Source organism: Bacillus cereus group sp. Bce041 (genome assembly GCF_052646455.1).
This window is the reverse complement of sequence record NZ_JBQXON010000002.1, coordinates 958,963-982,212: the sequence shown is the minus strand read 5'-3', so window position 1 is coordinate 982,212 and position 23,250 is coordinate 958,963. Positions and strand designations below refer to the sequence as shown.

Sequence of the window (23,250 nt, the reverse complement as noted above, 5' to 3'; positions counted from 1 at the left end):
TTTAGGGGAAATTAAGAACTTGAATTCGTTTTTCTTACTGCAAACTTAAAAATGGGGTTTTTAAGTTCATAGTTATAAGTAGAACCATCGACAAGCCCTACAACTTTATCGCTATCATAAAGATCGAGCATAAATTGTGCCATTTGTTTTGCAGTGTGGAATTTTGGTACAACATTATCGTATTGGAATTCATCAATATCAAATGAACGCTTCGCGAACTCTGTTTCAGTTGCAGCAGGAGCTAAAACTTTTGCTTGCAGTTTTGCGCTTTGTTCTTTCAGTTCGTGAGACAGCCCTTCTGTAAATGCACTTACATAGAATTTCGTAGCGCAATACGTAACAGCATCAGCAACAATCGTGTATCCGCCTCCCGATGAAACGTTAATAAGCTGTGTTCCGTCAACCTTTGAATAATCTCGAACGAAAAGAGAAGAGAGTATTGTTAGTGCTTCTATATTGACATGCAACATCGTCTCGATTTTATTTAAATTTTGTTCAGCAATTGAGGCGAAATTACCAAAACCTGCGTTGTTAATCCACGTTTCAATTTGAAAAGATTGTAGGCTTTCATAAAGTTTATAAACATCTTCAGTAACAGATAAATCAGTTCTTCGAATGACAACATCCAATTCTGGATGCATTTCGTTAATTTTCAATTTTAATTCGTTTAATTCTTCTTGTCTTCGAGCTACAAGTACTAAATTTTTTCCGCGAGATGCAAATGCTAAAGCTGCTTCATAACCAATTCCGGAACTTGCGCCAGTAATAACAGTGTATTTCATATAAAATCCCCCTAAGTTCAAATGAATTTATTATGGTTAGATTGTATTTGTTAGAGTATACTCTAAGTCAAATGTTTTTTATAAATTTGATAAGGTCATAAAATATATGAGGGTAAGCATGTGGAGGGAGTTTTAGTATGTACACAATTAGCGAGGTAGCAAAATTATTAGGCGTGAGCACACATACACTACGTTATTATGAAAAGGAAAATATATTAATTGCAAATCGAGATACAAATGGAAATCGACTTTACGAAGAGTCACATATAAAGTGGTTGCAGTTTGTAATGAAATTAAAACAAACGCAAATGCCAATAGCGAAAATAAGAGAATACGCTAGATTATATACAGAAGGGGAGCATACAACAGAAGCTCGTTTACAGCTCCTAGAAGATCATAGGAAATCTATTCAGATTCAAAGAGAAAACTTAGAAGTTACAGAGAAGATGCTCGAGAATAAAATTCGTGCTTACAAAAGCTCATTGGAAAATAAATAGATGTTGTTATGTGATGAAAAATGGATTTGATCTATGAGTATTTCATCATAGTGTGCGGATAAATAAAAAAGAGCAGCTAGCAAAAGCTAACTGCTCCATTCAAGGGATTTCTCCAAGGGGGAGTGGAGAAAATATTATGTTACTAGCAGTATTGACAGATTATTGAGAAATATACAGTGGACGATAGAATTTTTTCTAACTACATGTGGAATCAGAAATAAATTGTCTGGTAGGACAGTTTATTCGACTATTTACAGACTGATTGAATCTTCATTTTATGTTTAATATATCTGCTTATCGTTGATAATTAGCTATTTTTTTACTGAAAAATAATAGCTTTAACAATAAAGTTTATAAATAAAATAAACATAGTTATATATTACATTATATTTATAATATAAATTATGAAGTAAATCTATTATGGATAATAACAAAGAATATGTAAGCAGACTAGGTTATTCTTATCCTGATATTACTTATAAATAAACTAACAATGATAGATGGTGATTTAACAATAGAACAGGGATAAAAAATAAAAGATGCATTCAAGAATAAATTTGAAAATAAATAAGAGTTGAAAAAACTAATTATTATTTCATTCCACAATAACTAGTAGGGAGATTTCTAACTCAAAATTAGGCTGAAGCAAAGAAGTTAGTGGGCAGTCGTGCTGTCCGTTAATGTCCGATTGGTTCAATTAATAATCAGTGTATAATGAACAAAATTCCTACTGATTAAGTTTTACTTTATATATTATTTAAGGAGTTACGTTAAAATGGCGACATATTTTACAAGAACTTTTTCCGAGATGATTCAATTTAGTCCCCCGTATGTTTCACCTATTATTGGAACAATATTTTTAATAATAACGATAATACTTATATGGAAATACAAAAAAAACGACATCTCTTTAAAGTTTTTGATCTTAAGATTATTGCTAGTAAGTGTATCTTTTATTTATACAATGGGAGTATTAATAATTACAAGAATCGAGGCGATACCGTGGTCTATTTATGAAAGAGTGCTTGAGAATAAATCTATTTTTAAATTTTCTACACCACAATTAATTCCTTTTGATTCAATAATTCATATATTAAATATATATGGAATCGGAACTATTATTTTAGGTAATATATTACTTTTATTACCACTAGGATTTTTTCTGCCGTTATGGTTTCGAAATCTATTCAATTCTTATGTAGTAATATTCTTAATCATATTAACGTCAACAACAATCGAATTTTTACAATATCTTTTTGGGGTGGGAATACCTAATGTTGATGATGTGTTATTAAATACGATAGGAGGAGGAATTGGATATGGTTTACTAAAAGTAATCGTATGTTTTAAAAGTACATAAAAATAAATAATACACATGAATAATAAGGGGATGCTTGTATATCAATTCGTATTCCCTTATTCTAAATTTCTGCACATATTTATTATGAAAATCGATTCTTGACACAGTATGATTTATTCATATACAATAAGTATGAATGACATTCAGTCATTTTCTGTGGCAGGATGTAGTTAGTTTGAAAACGGAACAAATATAAATGGTAAATGAGGATGATAGTTGTTTATATATAGTAGTGATGAAAGAGCATATTTTTTTTAAACAAAAATGACTGATAGTCAGTCATAAGAGGTGAGAGGTATGAAAAATAAAGCTTGGTTATATGTCATATTAACATGTATCTTTGAAATTTTTTGGGTGTTTGGTTTTAATACAGCCAATACTTGGTGGCATTGGATTATTATTTTAGGAGTTATAGCTGTTGATTTTCACTTCCTTTCTAAAGCGTGTGAACATCTTGCAACAGGGACTGTATATGCTGTTTTCGCTGGAGCTGGTACGGTAGGTACTTTCTTGATGGATGTATTTCTTTTCGGCGGAAGTTTCAGTGTAGGGAAGTTATTCTTTATCGTGATGGTTGTAGCTGGCGTTATCGGTTTAAAGCTAGCTGATAATAAAGAAGAAACTGTGGAAGGAGCTGCTTAAAGATGGGTTGGTTTTTCGTATTTTGTGCTGCAATTAGTGAAATAGTCGGTGTGATAGGACTTAAAATGTATAGTAAAGATAAGACATTAGCCAATGGTGCGATTTATATAGGCGGGTTTGCTACATCCTTCGCATTCTTGTATACATCTTTCTTATTTTTACAAGTCAGTGTCGCGTATGCGGTTTGGATCGGTATTGGAACAGCAGGTGCAGTTTTATTAAACATGTTCTTGTTTGGTGAGTCGAAAAGTAAAGCGCGTATTATTAGTGTGTTTCTTATTGTATGTGGAGTGACAGGATTAAAGGCACTTTCTTAAAGATATATTGTATTTTTATCTCCTAATTGTTTATTAGGAGATTTTATTATAAAAAAATGACGTCCTCTTAGAGTTCACTATCATTGACAGTACAATCAATTATCTTATAAAATGAGTGACAGTCATTCAATATGCGTGTGAAAGGGTTTAGATGATGAATAAAAAAGAGAAAATTGTCTATGCAGCGATTGAAGTGTTTCAGGAAAAGGGCGTCGAAAAAACGAAGATTTCTGATATCGTGAAATTAGCTGGCATTGCGCAAGGAACTTTCTATTTATATTTTCCTTCTAAGCTATCTGTTATGCCTGCAATAGCAGAAGTGATGGTTGAAAAGATGATACTTGCAGTGAAAGAGAAAGTACAAAAAGATGTACCTTTTTCAAATAAAGTGGCACAAGTAATCGATGCGGTGTTTCAATTTATAGAGGAATACCGTGAAATACAAGCTTTAATGTATGCGGGTCTTGCATCTACAGAACATATAAAAGAGTGGGAAGCTGTGTATGAGCCTCTTTATATGTGGTTAAGCGAATTTTTAAGTGAGGCGAAAGAAGCTGGTGAAATTCGTGATTCGGTTCACGCAGAACGAACAGCGAAGTTATTTATCGCTCTTGTTGAATCAGCAGCGGAACAAGTTTATTTATATGATCATAAAGATGATGATCAAGTCGAGCTACAAAAGGCAGAAGTACTAGATTTTTTAACACATGCACTACATATAAAGAAGTAGTAAGATGAACCTGTCTGAAAAGGTAGGTTCATTTTTGAGGAAAACTGAATGATAGTCATTCACCTAATGCTTATGTATGTGTGGAAGGATAGAGTGAAATTCTAATGAGTGGAGGCATCCTCACTCATTACTAGCCCGCAAAGAGCAGGATAAAGAAAAAGCTTCTTGGGCATTATTTTTTGAGAGGAACTTACGGGAAGAGGTGTTAAAAAGTGAAGAAACCGATAAAAGAACAAAAGATGGTATTGGTCATTCTTTTGAGTAATATATTTATCGCTTTTCTAGGGATTGGATTAATCATTCCGGTTATGCCGTCCTTTATGAATGATATGCATTTAACAGGGAAGACGATGGGCTATCTCGTTGCAGTGTTTGCAATGGCACAGCTCATTACTTCACCTATTACAGGCCGGTGGGTTGATCTTTACGGTAGGAAGAAAATGATAATCATTGGATTATTTATTTTTGGTGTTTCAGAGCTTCTTTTTGGATTGGGAAAAGATGTATGGATGCTTTATGTAGCAAGGGTGTTAGGCGGAATTAGTGCTGCGTTTATTATGCCTGGTGTTACGGCATATGTTGCGGATATTACATCTATTCAGGAACGTCCAAAGGCAATGGGATACTTATCTGCAGCGATTAGTACTGGATTCATTATAGGGCCTGGAATCGGCGGATTTATTGCAGAATACGGTATACGTGTGCCGTTTTTCGTTGCAGCAGCAATTGCCTTTATAGCATGTGTGATTTCGATCTTTATTTTAAAAGAACCGTTAACGAAAGAAGAACTTGCAGAGATTTCTTCTAATACGAAAGAATCAAGCTTTATTGGTGATTTAAAGAAATCATTACATCCAATGTATGCAATCGCATTTATTATCGTATTTGTACTCGCATTCGGATTATCAGCGTATGAAACAGTGTTTAGCTTGTTCTCTGATCATAAATTTGGTTTCTCGCCGAAAGATATTGCAGCGATTATTACAATTAGTTCAATCTTTGGGGTAGTTGTGCAAGTATTTATGTTTGGCAAATTGGTAGACATGTTCGGTGAGAAAGTGTTAATTCAAATATGTTTAATTGTAGGTGCAGTATTAGCATTCGTCTCAACTGTAGTCTTTAATTATTGGATTGTACTTCTCGTTACTTGCTTCATTTTCTTAGCATTTGATTTACTTCGTCCAGCTTTAACGACATTTTTATCAAAAGCAGCCGGAAAAGAGCAAGGATTCGTCGCTGGTATGAACTCAACTTATACGAGTTTAGGAAATATCGCAGGACCAGCGATGGGCGGAATATTATTTGATATGAATATTCATTATCCATATGCATTTTCAGGAGTTGTTTTAATAGTTGGTCTCGGCATTACATTTATGTGGAGAGAGAAACAGCTGGCTGAGAGTTTTGCGAAGTAATAAAACCCCTTACGACGGTAAGGGGTTTTTGTTTTATAAACTTAATCCAAACCGTTTTAATTCAATAAAAATCCCCTCTAATTGCTTTCCTTTATCCGTTAATGTGTACTCTACACGAGGCGGAACTTCTGGATATACTTTTCTCGTTATAATGCCTTGAGATTCTAATTCCTTTAGTCGAAGCGATAATGTTTTTGGACTAATCCCATCCATTGATTTTTGTAAATCACTAAAGCGTAATGTTCCTTCGATAAGAAGATCACGAATGATTAAAAATGTCCATTTTGTACTAATTACATCAAGCGTTTTAGCGATAGGACAAGGTATGCCAGGTAAACCTTTCGTTAATTCAACTGGATCTATATTGTTCATGGAACAAGCCTCCATAAAATTTTTTTGGATGAATTTGCTTTATAGTATCACAAAACTATACTTTTGGTAACTATATGAAAAAAATATCACTACTTCCATAAAGGAAGTTAGTGCATATACAATAGTAATACGAAACATAAAGGATTTATATGAGGAGGTGGTGATTTCCATGGGGATAAAAAAGTTATTTGGATTCCTTAGTTTGTTTGTTATTTGTATTGTGCTTGTAGCATGCGGCGCGGAACAAAAAGGTGAAGTTCAGTTATTAAAAGAAATGCCAAGGCCAAAAGCAATGACAATTGATCCCTCACTAAGTAAAAAAGAAGCGACAGAAATGGTTCATGCGGCGCAGCGTTTTTATGCATTTTGGGATACAGGTAAGGAGGAACTTATTCCGCAGACTGTTACTAAAGATTTCTTCGATAATACATTGCCGAAAGGGCGACCACAAGGCATTGAAGGATTAAAGTTTGCAGCGCAAAATTTTCGTAAAGTTGTGCCTGATATACATTGCGAGATTGAAGACTTATTGGTTGTTGGTGATAAAGTAACAGCCCGTCTTTCTTTTACAGGAACGCATAATGGTAAGAAAATTAATTTTTTTGCAATTGATATTTTACATGTGAAAGACAGAAAGATAACGGAGGATTGGCATTTAGAAGATAATCTTACACTACAGCAGCAACTCGGCTTAATAGCCGAAGAGTAGATCATATAGGGGAGAGAAAAGTAATGAAAAATATATTTATTATAAATGGACATGAAAAATACGGTACAAAGGAAGGACGATTAAATAGAACGTTAGTAGATTATATGGTTACTGTATTAGGCGAGAATCATCATGTGAAAACAACAACGATTCAAGATGGTTACAATATTAAAGAAGAACAAGATAAGTTTTTATGGGCCGATGTTGTTATTTATCAAACACCGATTTATTGGTTTAGTGTACCGGGCTTATTTAAAACGTATATGGATGAAGTATATGAATACGGTTTGTTCTTTAAAGGTGCAGATGAATATGGAACAGGTGGTTTATTAAAAGAGAAAGAGTATATGTTCTCTACAACTTGGAATGCACCTGAAAAAGCATTTGGAGATAAGACGAAGTTCTTTGAAGGAGAAAGTTTAGAATCAGCGCTTAGTCATTTACACCGCGTGCAAAAGTTTCTCGGTATGAGTCCGTTAAAGAGTTTTGCTTGTTATGATGTGGTGAAGAATCCGGATATTGAACAATATTTATTGAACTTGAAAGATCACTTAGATAGAGTAATTAAATAATAGTTTATATTTGTATGTGAAGAAGGTACTACTAAGGATGTAGTACCTTCTCCTTTTATAAAAACTCACACTTTAATGCGTGGATGGCTGTATCCATAACTTCGCAAAATTTGCCCAACCAAATGAATCAATTGTTACGTTTTTTAAAGAAGAAGGGTATGTTTTTCTTTTTAAAACGTGATAGTTAAATAAAATGATGTGTTCTGCTTGTAAAAACTCTTCAATCTCATACATGAGTTCATAACGCTTTTCTTTATTTTCTTCTAGTAAAAATGTATCTAGTAAACAGTTAATTTGTTTTTCGTAGTGCGGGTCCATGAACCGATTTACGAAGCAACTTTTATTTTTAAATACATTTAAGAATGCAATTTCATGATTGGCAGCAAAGACTTCTCCCATGAAAATAATATCAGCATGTTTATCAATAGAGCGATCCATATAATTTGAAACGGGAAATGGGTGAAGCGCTACTTGTATACCTAAACTTTCACATCGTTCTTTTAAGAAATATGCATCATTTGCACTATCTTTAAATGCGAAGAAGTAAATATGTATCGTTTCTCCATTATATGTACTCTTTTTCAAATACTCTTTTGCCTTTTCTAAAGAGTAGGATCTTCTTGTTGCAAGGCGGCTTCTATCAGGGAAGAAGCTTGATGCAGCAATTGTCCGTCTACCCTCTATGTTACGAAGTATCATTTCAACATCATATAGTTCTCTCCAAGCTTTTCGAAAGTAAATGTCGTGATGAGAACCAGGTTTTTTAAAGTTGAAGCTAGCATAAATACAACCTATTTCTTCTATTTGTATATCATGCCTTTCATTTTCCTCTTCGTTTGGTAGTTCATAATCAGCATCTATTTGCACATGGTCAGGAATACCCCAAAATTCAATACGGTCTAATAACGCGCGCTCTTTAAAATAATGGGTGAACGCTTCGAGTACGATATTATCTTCAGAGTAATGAGCAAGTTTGAAAGGTCCAGTACCTATATAATGATGATTTTGAATACTCGTATCACGCGGTAAAATTGCGAGCTGCATGGAACTTACATAGTGTAAGAAAAATAAATTTGGTTTTGCTAAATGGAATCGAATTTGCAGTGGTGATGGCGTTTCAATTTGAATAATTTCTTCTGTTAACCATTCGAAAGGGGATTGAACTTGTTTTAGTCTTTCAAATGAAAATTGTACATCTTTAGAAGTTAAAATTGTTTCGTTATGAAAATATATATCTTTTCGTAAATAAAAGGTCCACGTAAGTCCATCTTCACTTAATTCCCACGTATGCGCAATGTGAGGCTCCATTTTTTCAGTAACATCGTTATAGACGACTAACGTATCAAAAATTTGACTCGTAAGATGGCTCTCTGTAGTTACAGCCACAAAAGCCGGATCTAAAGGGAATATCTTTCTCGATATAGGAATCTTTAATACGTCGTACATATCATTTAAAGGTTCGTATCCAAAATGATGATGTAGTTTATTTTCTATCTTTTTTTGAAGTGCAAGGGGAAGGGGTTCTTTTAAAAGAAGAAAAACATCCTTTAATTTTTCTTGCGCTAACAGTTCATCTGTATAGGATTCAATCGCTTCTACGAAATTATGTATAAATAGAATTTCCGTTTTATTTCCGCGGCCTCGTCCTGGAGTCCAGCTAATTAATTGTTCCTCGCTCATTTTCTTTAATAAAATCTTTACGTTTTTCGTACTGCAATATAAGACATCAGCTAATTCTTGTAAGCTATTTTGTATATGTTTTTGATCTTGTGCATGTAGTCTTAGTCTAATGTAATAGTCCATAATTTTCATATATACACTTCCTTCTATCTATAAAAGGGGAAACTCTTTAGAATATTCTAACCTTTTTCTTCCTTTTTTTCAAAGTAAAATAAGTAAGCATAAGGAGGGGGAAACAATGGGATTTTGGAGTATGCATCGAAATATAAAAATTAGAATTATAACTTCGTTTTTAACACGTACTGTGTCCACGATGATTTTTCCATTTATGGCGATTTATTTTTCAATAAAGTTAGGTAGTGCGATTGCTGGTGCTTTACTACTCATTAATGTCATAGCTTCATTAGTAATTGGTTTATACGGTGGATATGTTGGGGATCGGCTTGGGCGTAAAAAGGTTATGATTATCGGTCAAAGTATACAAGTCATTTCTATTGCTTGTATGGGAGTTGCGAATTCGGATTATGTAGATTCACCGTGGTTAACATTTATCTTTATGCTAGTGAATAGTTTAGGATCTGGACTTATGAATCCTGCGACAGAGGCGATGTTAATTGATGTGAGTACACCTGAAAATCGAAAAGTAATGTACAGCATTAATTATTGGGCTATTAATTTATCCATTGCGATTGGAGCAATATTTGGTGGATTACTATTTGAAAACTATAGATTGCAATTGTTTATCGTATTAACTCTTGTTGCGATTATTACTCTATATGTGATGGCTGTGTATATGGAAGAAGTGTATGTAGTGAGAAAAACAGTAGAGAAGAAAAATGTATTAAAAGATATGGCAGATAGTTATAAAGTCGTGATGAAAGATAAAGCATTTTTAATTTTTTGTGCAGCGAGTATATGTACATTGTCTTTAGAGTTTCAAATTAATAATTATTTAGGTGTTCGCTTGCAGAAGGAATTTGAAACGGTGCACTTTTTATTCGGGAATGGTATTACGTTTGATTTAACAGGGATTCGCATGCTGAGCTGGATTTCTGCAGAGAATACAATTTTAGTTGTGTTATGTTCAGCACTTCTTATTAAAATGCTGAAAAGCTTCAGCGATTTGAAAATCTTATATGTAGGTTTATTCATTTATACAATTGGATTTACAATACTCGGAACGAGCAATAGCTTATGGATTTTATTAATTGCAGGGCTTTTCCAAACGGTAGGTGAGATGATGTATGTGCCAGTGCGTCAATCTATTATGGCAGATATGGTGCCAAATGAGGCAAGAGGTTCTTATATGGCGATTAACGGAATGGTCTTTCAAGTGGCAAAAATGAACGGGGCATTAGGTGTTATGCTAGGTTCATTTATTGCATCTTGGGGCATGAGTGCTCTGTACTTTATCGTTGGTATGAGCAGTATTTTACTATTTATGAAAGCGATAGGGAAAGAGAAGTATGAGGATGAGAGAAATGTTTCTCAAATTGGATGAAACTATATAAAAAGCGAACCAGTTATACTGGGATTCGCTTTTTATATAATTTTTAGAACGGATCAACTTCAGCTAAATTTGGAGTAGTACTAGGCTGTAGCAAAAGATTTTTTAATGTGCCTACTTCAGAAAGCGTTACTAATATGTAGCCACTAATCAGTACAATTAGCCCAATAACGCGTAACGTTTGTAAGCTCACTTCATTATTATTCGTTTCCGTTGGATTTGGGGGCGTTGAAGGTGGATTGTTATTCATAAATAAGGCTCCCATCTTTTGTATTTATATATGTGCGAAATCATTATTTAACTTATGGATAGGAATTATATAGTCATTTTCACTATATGAGAACTGCCTATGAAAAGTGATAAGGAATTTTTGGGCGAGAAAAGAGGGGAATCCAAAAGATTATTAAAACTGAACTTTGGGATTCCCCTCTTTTTATTTATCTTGCTATTTGTGGTGGTCGGATTGCCTGTAAACGACCAGTTGGTGGGGGCTAATTAATCAGTGGGGATGAATAAAACCTCACTGATTAACTATTTTCATGTAAATAAAAGGAGGTTAGTTATCCTAATATACGCAACGATTCTTCAATAAACGCTGGGATGTCCTCTGGCTGTCTACTTGTTACTAGCTGATTTTGACATACGATAACCTCTTTGTCATGAAAGTTCCCGCCGGCATTTTTTAAATCGACTTCAATAGATTTATATCCAGTTACATCACGTCCTTCAAGTGTTTGTGCAGTGATGAGTAGCTGAGGTCCGTGACAAATAGCGAAAACAGGCTTTTCCGCATCCATAAATGCTTTACTAAGGCGAACAAAACGTTCATCTGCACGAAGTATATCTGGGGAGAACCCGCCTGGTATGAAGAGGGCATCAAAGTTTTCTGGAGAAACATCGTCAATACTTTTATCAATTACGACTTCACTTTTTCCTTGTTTACCGTGTACCGTTTTCCCTTTTTCCATTTCAATAGTTGTTAATTCATAGCCCTTTTGTTTAAAAGCTCCTACTGGCTCTGTGTATTCTGTGTCCTCGAAATAATCCGTTATTAAAATAGCAATTTTTTTACTCATTCTAATCCGCTCCTTACATTATATTGTCGGTTCCAGAATCATCCTTGAGCAATGCCTTTTATAAAGTGAAACTTTAATTCATATTTTTTCATTCCCTCCACTTTCTTTGCCCTGTTAATTTAATAAATACCCTTTTTATTAGAACATAAACATGTATTATCGTCTTTGTATGTAAAAATCATAAAATACCGGTTGTTTAAATGGTTCTTGTTTGAGGAAGAAAAATAAAAAGGCCAAGGAGAAAGTTTATTTTCTCCTTGGCTTTTAAGATAATTCTTTTCGTTAAAATGCGGAAATTCTTTGCTTCGTTTTTGGTACAATAATAAATTTGATCCAGAGTAACCCGACAATCATAATGATAAGGCTATGTAAAAATTGACCTGTAGCAATGAGTATAACACTTGAAAATACAATGAGTTGAATACTTAGCAATATAAAGATTAAGCTAAGAAATTGCTTCATCCTTTCTTCAGTATGGATTGGATATAATGCTACAATAATATTTCCTGAAAAATATTTCCACAGTGAACGGAGCTGCATAGAGATCATATATAGAACGATATAAGAGATAGCACCTTTTACGTATATATTTGGTATAAAATATAAGGCAAAAGCACCGATCAATCCTAAGCGAATATATATACCGAAATAATCATTCCCACGTAAAAATGCTAATGTATGTAAATAGAAGAAAGTTGCTCGTTTTTTATGTAATAAAGGTTCAATCCAATTTGTAAGCCATTTTCTTTTATTTACTTGTTTATTCAGTTGCGGAACATCTGTGAAAATGCTAGCAAATTGATAAAAACGAACGTTCATTTTTTCTTCTTGCTCGATTATGTAATCCCACGGTATTCGTTTTGTAGGCTGTTTTTTCGTATATAGAAGTAGGAAAGCAAGTAGTAAGAGTAGTCCGCCCAATATGAGAACATTTGCGGAATAAAACAGCATGTAAATGATTAGGGCGTTACAAGTAATACGAATGATTAGCCATATATTTTTTTCGTGACTATCACGCCACATCCAATGTATGTACATGTTCCAGGCTTTCGTAATCATTAACACGATAAAGATTGTACATAAAAAAGGTACAGTTAATTGCAATGATTGCATAGCAAGTGGAACGAGAATAAGGAACGTAAATAACAATGGGAAAAGCTGAATGATGTAATTGTATAGAAGAGATTTTTTGAAATAAGATGTTAATTTCTCTTCTAGTGCTAGTAAATAGACAGCATCAGGTTTTTGAATAAATGTACGGATAGGGCATCTCGTTATAATGAATGTAAGTACAATCGTTATAATTATTAAAGATATTCCTTTAGAAGGAGATGCTTTTAGAAACTGAGCATAATAATATGCACCAACGCATGAAATAAAGATAAAGCTATATAGTAAACCGTTAATCATACGTGCAAAGTATGTAATGATATTTTGAATATGTTGTTGGAAGCGACTGCTCCATAGCGATTCGATTGACATGTTTTTCACCTCTTTGTTCTATTATATATGTTTTACAAAAGAAAAAACGAGCAAATTGCGTTATGCAACTTGCCCGTTTTTCTTTTCGTTATTTTTTTTCTGATCACGATTCATTAATGGATAGAAAGCAAATCCGATTACGAATAAACCAATTCCGAGAAGGAACGTTTTTATATCGGATGCGCCCGTTTTAATAACCCATAGTGCGTAGCAAAGTGCGATAACTGCGACTATGCCATCTGTAATTCTTGCCCGCATTTCATTTTTATATGTTTCACCAGTTGCGACTAGTTTTAACTGGAAGATTGGTGAAACGAGATATGGAATGAGGTAGGCCAGTGTTGATACGGTAATAACGAATGTATAAGCTTCCGCAATGGTTCCTGATAATGTTGAGAATAGGAATACTTGCGACATAATGTTTGTTAATCGTAATGAGTAAATTGGACTTCCTTTTTTATTTGTTTTCGTGAAGAAGGAAGGGAAGAAACCTTCTTTTGCTGCTTGATAAGGTACTTCTGAGCTTAATAAAATCCAGCCTAAGATAGAACCGAACAGGGAAGTAAGAGCCAGTAATGCCATCAGTTTCCCGCCGCCGTGACCCATTGCAGCGTTTAGTGCATCTGCTAATGGACGTTCAGAAGCTTGTAATTTATCAACGTGAAGTACACCCATTGTTAAAATTGTAATTCCTAAGTAGATGGCAACTGTAATAAGTAATCCCGCAACTGTTGCACGTTTTACCGTTTTTGGAGAAACAGCACGGTTTGATAAAAGAACGGCTGATTCAATTCCGATAAACGCCCAAAGCGTTGTAAGAGCAGCTAAATTTACTTGTGAAAGAAGACCGTGTGATGCACCTGATTTATCAATCATCGGTGTGTACCATTGTCCAAATTTAGAAGCTTCGAATGCAAATAACGTAACGACGATGAATAAAAGGAATCCAGTTACTTTCGTTGTTGTTGCTAAGAAGTTTAGTTTTCCAGCTCCGCTTACACCGTTTGTTAATATAATATGAGTTCCCCAAAGTAAGATGGAACAAATCGTAAATGTAATTAGTTTTCCGACTTCTACGTTAAACGAACCGATTGAAAATAGTAGTCGCGTATCTTTCATAATTGGGAAGAAGAGTGATAAATATCCCGCAAATGATGTAATGATGGCAACGTTACTTGCCCAGTTTGCAACCCAATATCCCCATACCATACTGAAACCAGCCATTTTTTTCTTTTTTGGTGTTGAGAATAAAGCATATGCATGACTTTGTGGCCCTGTCGTTAAATCAGGACGACGAATTGCTAAATTACCGAAAACAAGAGCTAGCATTAAAACACCAAACCCTGTAGTTAACCAAGCTAAAGTGACACCGAGTGGGCTTGCTGTTTGTGCCAACGTACTTGGCACCATGAAAATACCAGCGCCAACCATGTTACCGACAACGAAAGCTGTTAATACCCAAAAGCCCCATTTTTTTTGTTGCATAGAAAATACCTCCAAAGTTAGTATAACCAAGTCAAGCGAGGAGATATGTATGTCTTCCTGAGTTAGGAAGAGAAGTCCCAAACAAAACAAAAAAAGCATGTAATTTGCCGCTACATGCTTTCTATCTTATAAGAAACCCACGACATACCTCTCGATAGCTCTCCACAAACGAAACGTTTGTGACAGTTCTGCACTTATTAAATGCAGACCCAGCAAGCGTGCATGGTGGACACGACTTACTTCGGCAACCATTCCTTTCTCATTCCTTCATCAATGCCACTACATCTCCTGAAATGATACTCTTAATGATTGCAACCTCTACCTCACCGAGATACGAATGAGGATTTAAATATTAAATTAACGTCTTTAAGAGTAACAAATGAATTTTTATACGTCAATGGATATAGTAATAATCAGATTATAGAGAAGAGTTTGTGATTAAAAGTAAGAGGGGTTGTTATGTGATATTTGAATTTTCGTAATATAATACATATTATTAGCGCTAGATGATTGAAAAGGGGATGAAGTAAATGTCTGTATGTCATAAACATTCAGTAATAGGTGTGCTAGATTCGGGAGTTGGGGGATTAACAGTTGCGAGCGAAATTATAAGACAATTGCCTAAAGAAAGCATTTATTATATTGGTGATAATAAGCGTTGCCCGTATGGACCAAGAAGTGTAGAGGAGGTGCAATCTTTCGTATTTGAAATGGTTGAGTTCCTCAAACAGTTTCCATTAAAAGCGCTAGTCGTAGCATGTAATACTGCTGCAGCTGCTGCATTGACTGAGCTGCAAGAAGCACTTTCCATTCCAGTTATTGGCGTTATACATCCAGGAGCAAGAGCGGCAATTAAAGTAACAAAGAAAGGGGAAATCGGGGTAATTGGAACTGTAGGTACGATAAAATCTAATATGTATGAAAAAGCATTACACGAGCTGGATACATATTTGGAAGTGCATAGCTATGCTTGCCCGACTTTAGCCACAGTTGTAGAAAATCAATTAGAAGATACAGCATATGTCACGCAGCAAGTGAAACAAGCTTTACTTCCATTAACGAAAGAAGATATAGATACGTTAATTCTTGGATGTACGCATTATCCACTTTTAGAGTCCTATATAAAAAAGGAACTAGGAGAAGATATAACGATTATTAGTTCTGCAGAAGAAACGGCGATAGAGTTAAGCACCATTTTACAGCACAAAGGAATTTTGTCTGACAATCTGAATCCGAAGCATCGTTTTTTTACAACGGGATCTGTTTTATCATTTGAACATATTGCTGAGCGATGGCTAGGGTATCAAATTTCTGTAGAATGTGTACATTTGCCTATGAAAAATGCGTGTATGCATAATTAAGATTTAGTAAATTACGTTTTTAAATAAATCAGGTTCGTTTCATAAGAAGGAAAGAATAAGCTTTTAATTGAAATGATTAAGGTCATTTTAATTAAAGGAGAGGTTTGATTATGGAATTATCAAGATCTCAATTATTTGCTTTAGAGTATATTTCAAAATATGCAGAGAACGAAAAACGTGAGGCTAAAGCAACGATTAATCATATACTTAAAATGTCAAATATTACAGATGAAATATTTGAAGAGGCTGTCGCTAATTTAAAAACTCACGCAAGGATTGCTTTACACTTTCATCCAGACAGACTAGATTCGAGTAAGAAAAGTGTTGCTGAAGCACTATTTGAGCAAGGAGTATATAAAAGTCAGTTTGAAACATTGCTATCTAATGGAAGCGTATCTGCTTATCCTGGTGGTGAACGTGACCTTTGGGAAAAGAGAATATTTGGAGGGGCATATCAATTAGAAGGCGTAACGAATGATCAACGTCCAAAATACGGAGCGCTAAATTTAATGTTACATCCAGATGGGCCAGCTCCGCGTTTTGGTTCCTGTTATTTTCTCTTATCTCCAAAAGTTTCTTCGCGTTCTACATATACATATTTAGATTCGCATCAAGATCCGAAAGAAAAGGGGACTTATGAGGAGTTTGATATGATTTTAGCTGCTCTTTTGGAAGAGACATTCGTAAGAGATTTTGCAATTGGTGAAGGAAATTTGACTCCAACAATATTAATTAATCATTTACTGGCTAATCTGAAAAGGCCGTTTATAGATGTAGTAAGCAAAGAGCCAGCCCGTAATCTTAATCATTATATTGAAGCGCAGATTCATGGAGAGATTTCTCTAAAAGAAGACGTGGAAGCGCTTGTTGCAGATCCTTCATTTAAGGGTACGGATGTAGGAAAAGTTTTAGAAGAAATTTGCCTGAAGTATGCTATTGATTTGTATTGGCACATCGGTTTTGTACTTGCGGTAGACGAAGTTCCGATGGATTTTAGAGGTTCAAAAATGCCATCTTTAGCAAGACGCATTGCACGGAATCATTGTATCGATGCAAATATAATTGGCTCTGCTGTAGTGGATTTGAAGTGCAATCCATTATCTTGGAGTGATCGTGGAACTTATGAAGAAGTGCTTCAGGAATTAAAATTATTATGGCATGTTTTAGTTCGATTTGGAAAACCAAATCGGAAGTAGAATGAAATACTTCGTTTTTGGAAGTATTTATATAGAAAAGAAGCTGATCTATTTATAGATCAGCTTCTTTTTATAAGATTAAACTAAGTTTAATACAGTTACTTTTTCACGTGTCATAGACTCAAGGCTCTTACGAATACCTTGTGCGCCCATACCTGAACCTTTTACACCGATGAATGGGAAGTGGTCAGGGCCGCGCTCTGTGCGTCCGTTAATTTGAACAGAACCAGTTTCGATTTTGTTAGCAATTGCAAATGCTTTGTTAATGTCTTTAGTGAAGACACTTGCTTGCAGACCGAACTCTGATTTGTTAGCAATTTCAATTGCTTGTTCATCTGAAGAAACACGGATGATTGGAAGGATTGGGCCGAATGGCTCTTCCCAAGCAACTTTCATCTCTTCTGTTACGTGATCGATTAATGTTGGGTAAATTAAGTTACGCTCACGTTTGTTACCGATAACGATTGTAGCACCTTTTTCTACAGCGTCGTCAACTAAACCTTGAACGAAGTCAGCAGACTTGTCGTCGATTAATGGAACGATTGTGCTATCTTGTTCTGGAGATCCAACTGATAGTTCAGCTACTTGCGCTTTTAATAAGCTAACAAGCTCGTCCGCTACGTTTTCGTGTACAAGTACACGTTTAATAGCTGTACAACGTTGACCAGAGTAAGAGAATGCACCGCTTACGATATGGTTTGCAGCATCTTGTAAGTCAGCATCTTCACGAACGATACCAGGATCTTTACCACCAAGTTCTAATACAAGTGGAATCATTGAAGCTTTTTTCGCTAAATGTTTACCTGTGTTTGTACCACCTGTGAACGATACCATATTGATGCCTTCGTGTTCTACTAAGTAGTCACCAATTACAGAACCGCGTCCTGTAGCTACGTTTACAAGACCTTTTGGAAGGCCAGCTTTATGAAGTGCTTCAACCATTTTAATACCACTAATTGCACCTTGAGTTGCTGGTTTGAAAATAACAGCGTTACCCATAATTAATGCTGGTGCAAGTTTTGCAGCAGATAAGTTTACTGGGTAGTTAAATGGTGCGATTGCTAATACAACACCAAGTGGTGCGCGTTGGATAATCGCAAGCTTAGATTTTGTACCGCCCGGGAAGCTATCGCCCATCATGCTTTCTCCGTGCATATGTAAAGCTTCTTCGATCGTGTAACGAATGAAGTCAGCTGTACGAACAACTTCTTTCTTCGCATCTTTATATCCTTTACCGACTTCTTTCATAATGATATCGGCAATTTCATCCTGCATATTTACGAGCTCATCAGCCCATTTATATAAGTATTTTGCGCGATCTTGTAGGGAAGCTTCAGCCCATGATTTTTGAGCTTCTTTTGCAGATGCAATTGCTTCATCTACTTCTCCGCGAGTAATTGCTTGTACTTGTCCAATTACTTCGTGTAAGTATGGAGATGGAATTTCGATTGTTTCTCCTGAAGAGCTTTCTCTCCATTCTCCGTTTAAATAAAATTTGTACGTATTGCTAGTTGTCATGATTAGTCCTCCTAAAATAGCAACTTGTAAGAGTGAGTATAAGGTGATTGTAGGGGGTTTGATAACATTTTTCAAATGAAATGTTTGTGAAAACGATTTCTTATTCTTTTTTTATTTTGTATGCCCTTTCTTACAGAACATTCCCTTATTTCAAAATGGTGTATCATATATTTTTATTTAAAGTGTGAAAAAATAATTGACAGAATACTCAATAAAGTTGTAAGATTATAAATGGAAAATAAATGAAAGGGGTGTGCGTAATGATTGTAATCGTAAATGTAATGGGCTTAGCTCTGTTAAATGGCAGAAAACATTCATATCATTACGCAACCCGTACGGATATATAGGGCATCTTTGTCTTATAAGAAGCGTACGTTGCGTATATCGTAACGTACGCTTTTTATGCATTCCTGTGCATATCGTCAAGCGGCGGTATGCTTTTTTTTGTTTATTTTCCCTTGTTTAGTTCCGATAAAAAACTTTGGAAGGTGGAAAAATGTGATGAGATTGTATGGGTTACGAAATGTAAATGTGATAGGTCTGGATAGTGGATAAAGAAATGAGAGGTAAACGAGAACGAGAAGGGAGAGGTTACATTGTTATCAGTATTACTAAAGCTAAAATGGTTTTTTAGGGAGCACTGGAAGAGATATAGTATTGCCATTGGAGCTCTTTTAATTGTGAATATAGTTGAAGTGATTCCCCCGAAAGTGTTAGGGGTTACGATAGATAACATAAAAACAGGAACGTTATCGAACGAAGCTATTATACAGTCTATTCTTATTTTAATAGGGGTTACGATCGTTGGATATGGCCTCACTTTCGTATGGCAACATCAATTGTTTGGCGGTGCATTCGTACTTGAGAAAACGATGCGCTCTAAATTTATGGGGCATTTACTTAAGATGACGCCGACTTTTTATCAAAAAAATCGTACTGGTGATTTAATGGCGAGAGCGACAAATGATTTGAAAGCAATCGCTATGACAGCTGGTTTTGGTATATTAACGCTTGTGGATTCTAGTTTATATATGCTTACGATTGTCTTTATGATGGGGTTTACAATTAGTTGGGAGCTTACATTTGCAGCGCTTATTCCGCTTCCAATTATGGCGTATGCGATGAATATATATGGAAAGAAATTGCATGAAAGATTTACAGTTGCGCAAGATGCGTTTGGTGATATGAACGATAAAGTGCTTGAATCAATCGCTGGTGTGCGCGTTATTCGTGCATACGTACAAGAGAATGCAGACGAGGAAAGATTTCATCATTTAGGAGATGACGTCTACGAAAAAAATATGAAGGTAGCAAAGATTGATGCATTATTCCAACCAACTGTGAAAATGCTTGTCGGTCTTAGTTATTTAATCGGCTTAGTGTACGGTGCATACCTTGTGTTCCAGTCAAAGGTGACCCTTGGTGAACTCGTTTCTTTTAACGTGTATTTAGGGATGATGATTTGGCCGATGTTTGCAATTGGTGAATTAATTAATGTTATGCAAAGAGGAAATGCTTCGCTTGACCGTGTGAATGAAACGTTAGCGTATGAGCCAGATGTAAAGAATCCGAAACATCCAAAGCTTGTGCAAGAGCCGGATTATATTCAGTTTGATGATGTGTCTTTCTCATATCCTTCATCAACTGAAGAAAATTTAAAAAAGGTTTCTTTCACATTAAAGCAAGGGGAAACGCTAGGGGTTGTCGGAAAAACAGGAAGCGGGAAAACGACGCTTGTACGTCAGCTTCTTCGCCAATATCCGCTTGGAGATGGAGATATTGCAGTTTCTGATGTGACATTAGATAAAATGACGAATGAAAATGTACTCGGCTGGATTGGTTATGTACCGCAGGAGCATATTTTGTTCTCAAAAACAGCGCGAGAAAATATTTTATTCGGAAATAGGGAAGCGACTGAAGAAGAATTAGAGAAAGCAATTGAAATTGCTGCGTTTAAAAAGGATTTAGAGTTTTTACCAGAAGGGTTAGAAACGCTCGTTGGAGAGAAAGGTGTTTCTTTATCAGGAGGGCAAAAACAAAGGATCTCGATTGCACGAGCTGTTATTCAAAATCCAGAAATTTTAATTTTGGATGATTCTTTATCAGCTGTAGATGCTCGTACGGAAGCAGCGATCATTGAAAATATAAGAACGGAAAGAAGCGGAAAGACGACGATTATTACGACGCATCGTTTATCTGCAGTGCAACATGCGGATTGGATTCTCGTTATGGATGAAGGTGCAGTTATAGAAGAAGGTACGCATGATCAGCTTATCCAAAAGGGAGGCTGGTATGCTGAGCAGTTTGAAAGACAACAAGGTGAAAGTGAAAGTGCGGATAGTGGGGTGAAAATATGAGCGTTTCAAAACGGTTGTTTCAATACGCGATGAAAGTGAAGGGGACGATTTTTGCTGCGATGTTAATGTTATTTATTTTCGTCATCGCAGAGCTTGCTGGTCCTTTCGTCGCTAAAACGATGATTGACGATCATATCGTCGGGATAGAGAAACCTTGGTATGAAACAGAACAGAGTGAAGATGCTGTTTCGTATAATGGGGCTTTTTATAAGCGAAGTGATCGCTTTGAACAAGGCGAGAAAAAAGGAAAAGAAGTACGCGTAATGCAAGTCGGTTTTCAATATTATTTTGTACCGAATAAAGTAAATGCGGAAGGGTCACGGACTGTAAAAGGGGATATGATTACCGTTCAAAATGGTAAGGCGGTGCAAGTGTATAAAGCGAAAGCATTAACGAAAGAAGAAGTGTTTGCGTTTTATAAACCAGAAATAAACCGTCTATTATTACTTGGTGGTGGCTATTTCGCTTTATTAGTAGTCGTGTCATTATTTGCATACGGAAAGCAGTTCTTCTTGCAGAAGGCAGCGAACAAAATTATTCAAATTATGAGGGAAGATGTTTTTTCTCATATTCAAACGTTGCCAATTCGGTACTTTGATCATTTACCGGCGGGGAAAATTGTTTCGCGTGTGACGAATGATACAGAGGCCATTCGTGATTTATATGTAACGGTGCTGGCAACATTCGTTTCTAGTATCATCTATATTATTGGGATATTCGCTGCGTTATTTTTATTAGATGTGAAGCTCGCTTCATTATGTTTATTAATTATCCCAATTTTAATTGTTTGGGCGATTCTTTATAGAAAATACGCGTCTGTATACAATCATAAAATGCGCTCTCGCTTATCTGATATTAACGGAACAGTGAATGAATCCATTCAAGGGATGCCAATTATTCAAGCGTTCCGTCAAGAGCGTGAAACGAAAAAAGAATTTGAAGAATTAAATGGCGATTATTTTAAGTATCAAAATAAAATTTTAAATTTAAATGCAGCAACTTCGCATAACTTAGTAGCCGTATTAAGAAATATCGCTTTCACAGGAGTAATTTGGTATTTCGGCGGTGCGTCATTAAGTGCTACAGGTATTATTTCACTTGGGGTACTGTATGCGTTCGTCGATTATTTAACACGATTATTCTCGCCAATTACGAATATGGTGAACCAGCTTGCAAACTTAGAGCAAGCGCGCGTTGCATCAGAACGTGTCTTTGAATTGTTAGAGGAAAAAGGAGAACCGGTAGAAGAAGAACGTATGCCTCGTTTAAAAGGAAATGTAAAATTTGAAAATGTATCATTTTCTTATAATGGAAAAGATGAAGTGTTAAAAAATATTTCTTTTGAAGCGAAACAAGGCGAGACAGTGGCACTTGTCGGTCATACTGGATCAGGAAAAAGTTCTATCATGAATGTACTCTTTCAATTTTATGAGTTTGAAAAAGGAAAGCTTACGATTGATGGTCACGATGTAAAAGAGATGCCGAAACAAGCAACCCGTGAACATATGGGAATCGTACTGCAAGACCCGTTTCTTTTTAGCGGGACGGTCGCTTCCAATGTAAGCTTAGAAAATGAAAAAATTTCAAAAGAGCGCATTGTAAAGGCGTTACGTGATGTTGGTGCTGAAAGATTTGCGAACAATATAAATGAAGAAATTACAGAAAAGGGAAGTACGCTTTCCACTGGAGAACGTCAACTTATTTCATTTGCTAGGGCGCTTGCTTTTGATCCAGCTATCTTAATTTTAGATGAAGCAACGTCTAGTATTGATACAGAAACAGAGGCGATGATTCAACAAGCACTAGAAGTTGTAAAAAAAGGAAGAACGACATTTATTATCGCTCACCGCCTTTCAACGATTAAAAGCGCAGATCAAATTATTGTGCTCGATAGAGGAACCATTTTAGAAAAAGGCTCTCATGATGAACTCATGAAAAAGCGGGGGCGTTATTACGATATGTATAAAACGCAAATGGAAGGCAATCAGAGTGCTTAATATGCATGGAGGAGAACTTGTGATTTTCACAAGTTCTTTTTTATTGATGAACATGTCGACTCTTTAGCGAATTACGACAGTTAAATAAGAAGTATTGTTTTACCTTTTTCTCCATAAATGCTATATTAAAAAATGTTACTTATTTTTTGTATGTAGCGTTATTTTTCCCTTTTGTTTGATTATGAAGAAAAAGGA

22 protein-coding genes and 1 riboswitch are annotated in these 23,250 nt (G+C 35.5%); of the genes, 14 read left to right on the top strand and 8 right to left on the bottom strand.

Annotated features, from left to right (window positions below; genetic code table 11):
- Positions 1 to 11: 11 nt before the first annotated feature.
- Complete coding sequence (locus ACUN13_RS11045) at positions 12 to 782, bottom strand: SDR family NAD(P)-dependent oxidoreductase (protein WP_242278505.1); 771 nt, start codon at positions 780 to 782, stop codon at positions 12 to 14.
- A 137-nt stretch (positions 783 to 919) separates the two neighbouring features.
- Between ACUN13_RS11045 and ACUN13_RS11040 the strand changes: the two genes are divergently transcribed.
- From ACUN13_RS11040 to ACUN13_RS11015, 6 genes are all read left to right on the top strand, one after another.
- Positions 920 to 1,279, top strand: a complete 360-nt coding sequence (locus ACUN13_RS11040) for a MerR family transcriptional regulator (RefSeq protein ID WP_000288066.1) — start codon at positions 920 to 922, stop codon at positions 1,277 to 1,279.
- 775 nt (positions 1,280 to 2,054) lie between these two features.
- Entirely contained in the window at positions 2,055 to 2,639 is a 585-nt protein-coding gene (locus ACUN13_RS11035; RefSeq protein WP_445423776.1) for a VanZ family protein, read from the top strand.
- A gap of 297 nt (positions 2,640 to 2,936) precedes the next feature.
- The gene (locus tag ACUN13_RS11030) at positions 2,937 to 3,281 is read left to right on the top strand and encodes a DMT family transporter (RefSeq protein WP_000790626.1); all 345 of its coding nucleotides are present in this window, start codon (positions 2,937 to 2,939) and stop codon (positions 3,279 to 3,281) included.
- Positions 3,282 to 3,283: 2 nt separating this feature from the next.
- Positions 3,284 to 3,598, top strand: coding sequence for a DMT family transporter (locus ACUN13_RS11025; protein ID WP_000539671.1), 315 nt, complete (start codon positions 3,284 to 3,286; stop codon positions 3,596 to 3,598).
- A gap of 151 nt (positions 3,599 to 3,749) precedes the next feature.
- A complete protein-coding gene (locus ACUN13_RS11020) occupies positions 3,750 to 4,328 on the top strand; it encodes a TetR family transcriptional regulator (RefSeq protein WP_043924626.1) in 579 nt (192 codons plus the stop codon).
- A gap of 212 nt (positions 4,329 to 4,540) precedes the next feature.
- A complete protein-coding gene (locus ACUN13_RS11015; protein ID WP_000742953.1) occupies positions 4,541 to 5,743 on the top strand; it encodes an MFS transporter in 1,203 nt (400 codons plus the stop codon).
- Between the two features lie 33 nt (positions 5,744 to 5,776).
- Here ACUN13_RS11015 and ACUN13_RS11010 read toward each other — a convergent pair whose 3' ends face one another.
- Entirely contained in the window at positions 5,777 to 6,115 is a 339-nt protein-coding gene (locus tag ACUN13_RS11010; RefSeq protein ID WP_001059470.1) for a winged helix-turn-helix transcriptional regulator, read from the bottom strand.
- Positions 6,116 to 6,284: 169 nt separating this feature from the next.
- Between ACUN13_RS11010 and ACUN13_RS11005 the strand changes: the two genes are divergently transcribed.
- The gene (locus ACUN13_RS11005) at positions 6,285 to 6,824 is read left to right on the top strand and encodes an ester cyclase (RefSeq protein ID WP_000511552.1); all 540 of its coding nucleotides are present in this window, start codon (positions 6,285 to 6,287) and stop codon (positions 6,822 to 6,824) included.
- Between the two features lie 23 nt (positions 6,825 to 6,847).
- Positions 6,848 to 7,396, top strand: coding sequence for an NAD(P)H-dependent oxidoreductase (locus ACUN13_RS11000; protein ID WP_006917044.1), 549 nt, complete (start codon positions 6,848 to 6,850; stop codon positions 7,394 to 7,396).
- A gap of 72 nt (positions 7,397 to 7,468) precedes the next feature.
- Here the strand turns inward: ACUN13_RS11000 and ACUN13_RS10995 are convergent, their stop codons facing one another.
- Positions 7,469 to 9,208 carry an SgrR family transcriptional regulator gene (locus ACUN13_RS10995; protein ID WP_342761669.1) on the bottom strand — a complete coding sequence of 580 codons (1,740 nt, stop codon included), beginning with the start codon at positions 9,206 to 9,208 and terminating at the stop codon, positions 7,469 to 7,471.
- Positions 9,209 to 9,314: 106 nt separating this feature from the next.
- Between ACUN13_RS10995 and ACUN13_RS10990 the strand changes: the two genes are divergently transcribed.
- Positions 9,315 to 10,577, top strand: coding sequence for an MDR family MFS transporter (locus ACUN13_RS10990; RefSeq protein WP_242278501.1), 1,263 nt, complete (start codon positions 9,315 to 9,317; stop codon positions 10,575 to 10,577).
- Between the two features lie 52 nt (positions 10,578 to 10,629).
- Here ACUN13_RS10990 and ACUN13_RS10985 read toward each other — a convergent pair whose 3' ends face one another.
- Positions 10,630 to 10,833, bottom strand: a complete 204-nt coding sequence (locus tag ACUN13_RS10985) for a hypothetical protein (RefSeq protein WP_001063866.1) — start codon at positions 10,831 to 10,833, stop codon at positions 10,630 to 10,632.
- A gap of 99 nt (positions 10,834 to 10,932) precedes the next feature.
- Between ACUN13_RS10985 and ACUN13_RS10980 the strand changes: the two genes are divergently transcribed.
- The gene (locus tag ACUN13_RS10980) at positions 10,933 to 11,082 is read left to right on the top strand and encodes a hypothetical protein (RefSeq protein ID WP_242278500.1); all 150 of its coding nucleotides are present in this window, start codon (positions 10,933 to 10,935) and stop codon (positions 11,080 to 11,082) included.
- A 61-nt stretch (positions 11,083 to 11,143) separates the two neighbouring features.
- Here ACUN13_RS10980 and ACUN13_RS10975 read toward each other — a convergent pair whose 3' ends face one another.
- The 3 genes from ACUN13_RS10975 to ACUN13_RS10965 all read right to left on the bottom strand — a co-directional run bounded on the left by ACUN13_RS10975 (position 11,144) and on the right by ACUN13_RS10965 (position 14,626).
- Positions 11,144 to 11,659 (bottom strand): type 1 glutamine amidotransferase domain-containing protein, encoded by a 516-nt coding sequence (locus tag ACUN13_RS10975; protein ID WP_242278499.1) that lies wholly within the window; start codon positions 11,657 to 11,659, stop codon positions 11,144 to 11,146.
- A 282-nt stretch (positions 11,660 to 11,941) separates the two neighbouring features.
- Positions 11,942 to 13,141, bottom strand: a complete 1,200-nt coding sequence (locus tag ACUN13_RS10970) for an ABC transporter permease (protein WP_242278498.1) — start codon at positions 13,139 to 13,141, stop codon at positions 11,942 to 11,944.
- Positions 13,142 to 13,201: 60 nt separating this feature from the next.
- Positions 13,202 to 14,626, bottom strand: coding sequence for an amino acid permease (locus tag ACUN13_RS10965; protein ID WP_001186301.1), 1,425 nt, complete (start codon positions 14,624 to 14,626; stop codon positions 13,202 to 13,204).
- 147 nt (positions 14,627 to 14,773) lie between these two features.
- A riboswitch (Lysine riboswitch) is annotated at positions 14,774 to 14,955 on the bottom strand.
- Between the two features lie 201 nt (positions 14,956 to 15,156).
- Here ACUN13_RS10965 and racE point away from each other — a divergent pair.
- Together racE and ACUN13_RS10955 are read left to right on the top strand one after the other, a co-directional pair.
- Complete coding sequence (gene racE / locus ACUN13_RS10960; protein WP_025687296.1) at positions 15,157 to 15,987, top strand: glutamate racemase; 831 nt, start codon at positions 15,157 to 15,159, stop codon at positions 15,985 to 15,987.
- A gap of 110 nt (positions 15,988 to 16,097) precedes the next feature.
- Positions 16,098 to 17,183, top strand: a complete 1,086-nt coding sequence (locus ACUN13_RS10955; RefSeq protein ID WP_000423689.1) for a DUF3626 domain-containing protein — start codon at positions 16,098 to 16,100, stop codon at positions 17,181 to 17,183.
- 78 nt (positions 17,184 to 17,261) lie between these two features.
- Here ACUN13_RS10955 and gapN read toward each other — a convergent pair whose 3' ends face one another.
- Positions 17,262 to 18,701 (bottom strand): NADP-dependent glyceraldehyde-3-phosphate dehydrogenase, encoded by a 1,440-nt coding sequence (gene gapN / locus ACUN13_RS10950; protein ID WP_000213634.1) that lies wholly within the window; start codon positions 18,699 to 18,701, stop codon positions 17,262 to 17,264.
- Positions 18,702 to 19,297: 596 nt separating this feature from the next.
- Between gapN and ACUN13_RS10945 the strand changes: the two genes are divergently transcribed.
- Positions 19,298 to 21,058, top strand: coding sequence for an ABC transporter ATP-binding protein (locus ACUN13_RS10945; RefSeq protein WP_000953783.1), 1,761 nt, complete (start codon positions 19,298 to 19,300; stop codon positions 21,056 to 21,058).
- Positions 21,055 to 23,055, top strand: a complete 2,001-nt coding sequence (locus ACUN13_RS10940) for an ABC transporter ATP-binding protein (protein ID WP_000116642.1) — start codon at positions 21,055 to 21,057, stop codon at positions 23,053 to 23,055. The genes ACUN13_RS10945 and ACUN13_RS10940 overlap by 4 nt, the downstream gene beginning before the upstream one ends.
- Positions 23,056 to 23,250: the final 195 nt, after the last annotated feature.

Bases quoted from the DNA above. Each gene is read 5' to 3' on its own strand.
- ACUN13_RS11045 (WP_242278505.1), bottom strand. From the start codon at position 782: ATGAAATACACTGTTATTACTGGCGCAAGTTCCGGAATTGGTTATGAA.
- ACUN13_RS11040 (WP_000288066.1), top strand. From the start codon at position 920: ATGTACACAATTAGCGAGGTAGCAAAATTATTAGGCGTGAGCACACAT.
- ACUN13_RS11035 (WP_445423776.1), top strand. From the start codon at position 2,055: ATGGCGACATATTTTACAAGAACTTTTTCCGAGATGATTCAATTTAGT.
- ACUN13_RS11030 (WP_000790626.1), top strand. From the start codon at position 2,937: ATGAAAAATAAAGCTTGGTTATATGTCATATTAACATGTATCTTTGAA.
- ACUN13_RS11025 (WP_000539671.1), top strand. From the start codon at position 3,284: ATGGGTTGGTTTTTCGTATTTTGTGCTGCAATTAGTGAAATAGTCGGT.
- ACUN13_RS11020 (WP_043924626.1), top strand. From the start codon at position 3,750: ATGATGAATAAAAAAGAGAAAATTGTCTATGCAGCGATTGAAGTGTTT.
- ACUN13_RS11010 (WP_001059470.1), bottom strand. From the start codon at position 6,115: ATGAACAATATAGATCCAGTTGAATTAACGAAAGGTTTACCTGGCATA.
- ACUN13_RS11005 (WP_000511552.1), top strand. From the start codon at position 6,285: ATGGGGATAAAAAAGTTATTTGGATTCCTTAGTTTGTTTGTTATTTGT.
- ACUN13_RS11000 (WP_006917044.1), top strand. From the start codon at position 6,848: ATGAAAAATATATTTATTATAAATGGACATGAAAAATACGGTACAAAG.
- ACUN13_RS10995 (WP_342761669.1), bottom strand. From the start codon at position 9,208: ATGAAAATTATGGACTATTACATTAGACTAAGACTACATGCACAAGAT.
- ACUN13_RS10990 (WP_242278501.1), top strand. From the start codon at position 9,315: ATGGGATTTTGGAGTATGCATCGAAATATAAAAATTAGAATTATAACT.
- ACUN13_RS10985 (WP_001063866.1), bottom strand. From the start codon at position 10,833: ATGAATAACAATCCACCTTCAACGCCCCCAAATCCAACGGAAACGAAT.
- ACUN13_RS10980 (WP_242278500.1), top strand. From the start codon at position 10,933: ATGAAAAGTGATAAGGAATTTTTGGGCGAGAAAAGAGGGGAATCCAAA.
- ACUN13_RS10975 (WP_242278499.1), bottom strand. From the start codon at position 11,659: ATGAGTAAAAAAATTGCTATTTTAATAACGGATTATTTCGAGGACACA.
- ACUN13_RS10970 (WP_242278498.1), bottom strand. From the start codon at position 13,141: ATGTCAATCGAATCGCTATGGAGCAGTCGCTTCCAACAACATATTCAA.
- ACUN13_RS10965 (WP_001186301.1), bottom strand. From the start codon at position 14,626: ATGCAACAAAAAAAATGGGGCTTTTGGGTATTAACAGCTTTCGTTGTC.
- racE (WP_025687296.1), top strand. From the start codon at position 15,157: ATGTCTGTATGTCATAAACATTCAGTAATAGGTGTGCTAGATTCGGGA.
- ACUN13_RS10955 (WP_000423689.1), top strand. From the start codon at position 16,098: ATGGAATTATCAAGATCTCAATTATTTGCTTTAGAGTATATTTCAAAA.
- gapN (WP_000213634.1), bottom strand. From the start codon at position 18,701: ATGACAACTAGCAATACGTACAAATTTTATTTAAACGGAGAATGGAGA.
- ACUN13_RS10940 (WP_000116642.1), top strand. From the start codon at position 21,055: ATGAGCGTTTCAAAACGGTTGTTTCAATACGCGATGAAAGTGAAGGGG.